The 5,513-nt window shown below is 48.4% G+C and carries 3 protein-coding genes; all 3 read left to right on the forward strand.

Annotated features, from left to right (window positions below; genetic code table 11):
* Nucleotides 1-731: FecR family protein (locus tag VIM72_RS17415; RefSeq protein WP_332004102.1), on the forward strand; the 731-nt coding region annotated here is incomplete at its 5' end.
* Between the two features lie 108 nt (nucleotides 732-839).
* Entirely contained in the window at nucleotides 840-4,196 is a 3,357-nt protein-coding gene (locus VIM72_RS17420) for a TonB-dependent receptor (RefSeq protein WP_332004103.1), read from the forward strand.
* 12 nt (nucleotides 4,197-4,208) lie between these two features.
* On the forward strand, nucleotides 4,209-5,513 hold a 1,305-nt coding region (locus VIM72_RS17425; protein ID WP_332004104.1), incomplete at its 3' end, for a RagB/SusD family nutrient uptake outer membrane protein.

Genomic DNA, 5,513 nt, shown 5'->3' on the forward strand with positions numbered 1-5,513 from the left:
CCATTTACCTGTTCAGCCGGCATAGCACGCCTGCGGATATCACCTCTCCCCAAACCGGCATGGTGATCAATGCTGGCAATGATCCCCGTAAAACAATAGTGCTGCCGGATGGCTCCTCTATTATCCTGCGGAAGAACAGCTCTGTGGAGCTGGCCCCCGGGTTTAATGAAGTCAACAGGAAACTCACCCTTACGGGCGAAGCTTTTTTTGATGTAACACAACATGCACAGTACCCTTTTATAGTACATACCACCGCTTTTGATATCAAAGTATTGGGCACCGTTTTTAATGTAAGCGCCTATGCCGGCAGTCATGATGCGGAAACTGCCTTGTTCAAAGGCAAGGTGGAAGTTACGCTGGCAGGTAAGCCGGAAGAAAGAATCGTATTGCAACCAAATCAGAAACTGACAACGAATGCAGCTGTATTGTCAACACCGGCCGTTCCATTTAAAATAGTGCCGCTGGATGCCGACCCGGTGAACCATAAAGCCAGGGAAATAGCCTGGGTAAGGAACCGCCTGGAAATTGAAAATGAGCCGCTGGAAGTAATAGCAGGCAAGCTGGAAAAATGGTATGGCATCAGGATCAGCTTTGCTGATGAAGCGGTGAAGCATTACCGGTACTCCGGCACCTTTGAAAGTGAAACGATCCTGAAAGCACTGGATGCATTGCAGTTATCTTATCCGTTCAACTTTAAAATGGTGAACGGGGAAATCATCATCAGTAAATAAACAATTTATATATCAACCAAATAAGAAAGGGGAAGTGCTGGCACACTTCCCCCGGAATTAGTCCAGAAAATGTCCTGAATGATCATTAACTAAACCAACATCAAAGGTATGTTAAAACTTGTATTCCTGGAATGGAAGGGGAAACCTGTTCCCGCCGGCAAATTGCTGCTTACTATGAAATTGACTGTTCTTCTTTTTTTGACCTGCCTTCAGGTGCAGGCTATTTGTTTCGCGCAGGAAACGATCACCCTGCAGATGAAAGAAACAAGTATCAAACAATTGCTGAAAACACTGGAGCATCAAACGGCTTACCGTTTTGTATTCCACGATAAAACACTGCCCGAGAACAGGAAGGTGACCGTTGCAGCAAAAGAAGCCACGCTGGATGCAGTGCTCTCACAGGCATTTGCAGGTACCAACCTGGCCTACTCCCTGAAAGAAGACGGGCTGGTGGTAGTATATGCCGGCGCAGAAAGTAAAGCTGCCGCTGTAGACATTACTATTAAAGGAACAGTAAGGGGACTGGATAACCTGCCCTTACCGGGTGTTACCGTTCGTGCTACCGGTACCACCGCCGGTGCGCTTACCAATTCGGATGGCGCTTATACGCTCATCGCCCCGGATAACGCTACCACGCTCCAGTTTTCGCTGGTAGGCTATGTAAGCCAGCAGGTAACCATTGGCAACAGGCGCGAGATCAATGTAGTATTAACGGAAGATGTGAAAACACTGAACGCGGTAACGGTTACCGGGTATACGAATTATGCAAGGGATAAATCGACCGCCGCTGCCGGCGTAGTAGGCGCCGATAAGATCACGCAGGTGCCCATGGCTACATTCGACCAGATACTACAGGGCCGTGTGCCGGGAATGGTGGTATCTGCCGGTTCCGGTCAGCCAGGTACCAGCGCCACTATTACGGTGCGCGGTGTAGGTACCATCAACGGTAGCTCCTCCGTTTTATATGTAATGGATGGTATTCCCATTGAAGCGGGCCAGTTCCAGGGTATCAACCCTTCAGATATTGCTTCCGTTACTGTATTGAAAGACGCTTCTGCCAAAGCGTTGTACGGATCCCGCGGTTCCAACGGGGTGATCGTGATCACTACCAAAAAAGGACAATCAGGGAAAATAGCGGTATCCTATAAATCGCAATATGGTTTCTCCAATATGACCACTCCCAAATTTCAGATGATGAATTCCAAAGAGCATCTGCAGTTTGAAGAGGAGATCGGCCTGGAAACCGGCGCCAACCTGGGTCCCGGCTGGGAGTTCTCCCCTAAAAACCCGGACTATGCCAATAAAACCCCGGAAGAACAACGGGAAGCAGATCATATACTTGACAGCTTAAGGAATACAAATACCGACTGGCGGAAAATTTTCCTGCAAACAGGCAAGTTCCAGGAACAACAACTAAGCGTGAGCGGAGGCAACGACAATGTACGGTTTTATAGTTCTGTCAACTATTACGACCAGCAGGGTATTGCCAGGCGCTCTGAACTGAAACGTTACAGCTTTAAGAATAACCTGGACTTCAATGCGGGTAAATTAACCGCTAATATTAACGTAGGTCTTGCCTACTCTGAATCTTCCTTTATAGAAAGAGAAGCCTCCAGCAGCGGCAGCAACCCGCTGGCAGCCGTATACTACGCCCTCCCTTATGAATATCCCTATGCGGCAGATGGTACATTGGTGACCAATTATAACGATGATGTATATCCGGTGTATGACCTCCGTGAAGGCAGCAACGCCCTGGAAGCCTTGTTAAATACCAGCAGTAAAGACAACCAGCTGAAAAGCATTATCGGTACTTCACTGAATTATATACTCGCTAAAGGACTGGTAGCGAAAACCAGGCTGGGTATTGATTTCAGGGAAACTACCACAGAGCGTTATGTGAACCCGGATTCCTATTCCGGTTATAAAGTGGATAATGGAGGAAGAGGTAGTTTCGGAGAAGGCGTAACAAGGAATGTTACACTGGTAAGCACTTCCGGGTTAACCTATTCAAAAGTAACTGGTAAACATGATTTTGAAGTGTCGGGTTATTTTGAGTTTACAAAGAACAACTATCGTGCGTTTAATTATACCGGTTATGACCTGGACGACAGGCTGCCTGCCACGCCTGCAGCCATTACGCCAGGCTCGCCATACAGCCCGCTCCTGGGTGGAGGCCGTACCAAAAGTGCATTGGCTTCCTACATTGGCGTAGGCCGGTACACCTTTAATGAAAAGTATACACTGAATGCCAGTTACCGGTACGACGGCGCATCTACCGTACCACCCGATAACCGCTGGCATGGCTTCTATTCCTTTGGTATCGGATGGGAAGTAAAGAGAGAGAATTTTTTGAAAGATGTGAGCTTTGTGGATAACCTGCGCTTCAGGGCCAGCTATGGTACTTCTGCCAACCCGTTTTCCAACCTCGGGCCTTTTGCTTACTTCCGTACCTATGGAACCAGCCAGTATGGCGGTACCCCGGCTATTGTGCCTAACCAGCCAGGCAATCCTAACTACGACTGGGAATATGCGAAAGAATTTAACATGGGCTTCGACCTGGGTATCATGAATAACCGCATCCGCCTGGTAACAGACGTGTATAATAAAGTAACCAATAACCTCTTTATAGAACAGCCCTTATCTATCACTTCCGGTTTTTCCACTATGTTCCTCAATTCCGGCGCTATGCGCAACAGGGGGATAGAAGTGGATCTGCAGGGAGATATTGTGAAGGGAAAAGATTTCACCTGGTCGGTAGGAGTGAATTTTGCGTATAACAAAAATGTGATCACCGACCTGGGCGCTTCCGGCGAATTCACCCAGGGCACCACGCAGATCGTAAGGGTAGGACTTCCATACGGCTCGCACTATGCGCCTAAATGGGCCGGTGTGGATCCTCAAACGGGCGATCCATTGTACTACGACAGGTCAGGCAAGACCACCAGCGATTACAATGAAACAGCTTTAAGCGTAGCGGAATTTGGTACCTATATTCCTCCTTTTACCGGTGGATTTAATACAGGTGTTACCTGGAAAGGGTTTTACGGGAATGCGCTGTTTACGTTTGCCGATAAAACCATGCGCTATCTCAATGAAGATTATTACAACGAAAACCCCAGCTTTGCCAGCAGTAACCAATCGGTGCGCATGCTGTACAACCGTTGGAAAAAACCGGGCGATAATGCCATCTTGCCTAAGTTCGATGCCAGCAGGGGATTCTCTTCCAAAGATATCCAGGACGCTTCTTACCTGCGTTTGAGGAATGTAAACATCGGGTATAATTTCCCGAAAGAAATAATGAACCATATAAAATTTGTACAGGGCATCCAGGTATTTGCGCAGGCGCAAAACCTGTATACCTGGACCAAATGGAAAAGTTTTGACCCGGAAAATAACAATGGCGAGGGCAGGTTTGATTATCCCAACGCAAGAACCTACACTTTTGGCCTGAACGTTAATTTTTAAATTATTGAGCTCATGACAATCCGTTTTTTCAAATATACTTTCAGATACCTGGCACTCGCATTGTCGGTTTGTATCCTTGCATGTAACAAGCAACTGGACCTGTCGCCTACCGACAGTATCATTGACCCGGGAAGAACTTTCCGTACCGTGAACGACCTGAACGGGGGCTTGCTCGGCGCGTATTCCGGGCTTACCTACAATACCATTTACGGCATATCGCTGGTGACTGATGAATGTACCCTGCCCAGTGAAAACGGGACAGGCGGAGGCGTAGCTACCTACCGCTGGCAGATAGATCCCAGCAATACTACTATCACCGCTTCTTTCGGGGAATATTACGTGGCCATCGACCGGGCCAACCGCGTATTGGGCGCTATGGATGCCGTTACCGCCAAAGGCGATGAGGAAACAGCCCTGAAGAACCGGTACCGCGGAGAAGCGCTGGCGTTGCGCGCTTACTGTCATTTCCAGTTATTGCAGAGTTATGCGGAAGCATATGAACCTGCTGCGATGGGTGTGCCTTATATGGATGCAGCGGTGAACGGTTTTCCTTCCCGCAATACTTTTGGAGAAGTAACGGCTGCTATAGAGAGGGATCTGCAATTGGCTAAAACACTGGTGCCTGCTGATTTTGATGATAATACGAGGATTACGCTTCCGGCTATTTCAGCTATCCAGGCAAGAGTGGCCTTATATGCAAAAAAATGGGACGATGCAGTCACCTATGCCACCGAAGCCATTGATGCATTACCACTGGCCTCTGCCGCTGATTTTCCGGGCATCTGGAAAGATACGAAGGAAAGTGAAGTGATCTGGAAACTGAAACAGGTAGCAGGCAGTAACGACGGTTTGATAGGCAGTGTTTACTTTAACCGCAATGTGGCCTTATATGTTCCTTCCTTTGAGCTGATCAACCTGTTCGATAAAACCCATGATGTGCGTTATCCTGCTTATATCCGGTTTGATGATACCCGCGGCGACGGTAACTCCGAGTACCTGGTGAATAAATACGCCGGCGTATCCGGTAGTCTTGGCCTGGCCGATATCAAGTTATTCAGGACCGGTGAAATGTACCTGATCAGGGCGGAAGCGCTGGCAGAGAAAAACCAGGCCGGCGCCGGCGCCGATGATCTGAATGCGTTGCGTGCAGCCCGTATTTCAGGGTATACACCACAAACATTTGCCGGTAAAGACGCACTGATCACCGCTTTGTATACAGAACGCTTTAAAGAGCTGGCTTTTGAAGGGCAGCGGCTTTTTGACCTGAGAAGAAGGGGGCTGTCTGTTACCCGTAACCCGGAAGACGCCATCAACGCA

The sequence above is a fragment of the Chitinophaga sp. genome, assembly GCF_036569185.1.
GTDB lineage: Bacteria > Bacteroidota > Bacteroidia > Chitinophagales > Chitinophagaceae > Chitinophaga.

What these genes read in the sequence shown, in the direction of transcription:
- VIM72_RS17420 (WP_332004103.1), top strand. Translation starts at nt 840, where the DNA reads ATGTTAAAACTTGTATTCCTGGAATGGAAGGGGAAACCTGTTCCCGCC.